A 271-nucleotide genomic window follows, 5' to 3' on the forward strand; every position below is an offset into this window, starting at 1 on the left:
AACGGAGCAACCAAAACAAGATCAACAGCAAAAAACTGAAGAAGAGAAAAAGCAAGAAGAATTAAAGAAACAAGAAGAACTGAAAAAACAAGAAGAACAAAAGAAACAAGAGGAACTTAAGAAGCAAGAAGAACAAAAGAAACTAGAAGAGCAAAAGAAACAAGAAGAACAAAATAATGGAAATGGCCAAGGAACGACACCTCCAGCAAATAACGGAGGAGGTCAAGGAAATACGACACCTCCAGCAAATAATGGAGGAGGTCAAGGAAAT

The 271-nt window shown here is 36.9% G+C and carries 1 pseudogene; it reads left to right on the top strand.

What is annotated here, in order from left to right:
* A pseudogene (locus tag MR107_RS30750) lies at positions 1-271 on the top strand (penicillin-binding protein); the annotation flags it as partial.

Source organism: Bacillus cereus group sp. BfR-BA-01441 (assembly GCF_022663075.1).
Classification (GTDB): domain Bacteria; phylum Bacillota; class Bacilli; order Bacillales; family Bacillaceae_G; genus Bacillus_A; species Bacillus_A cereus.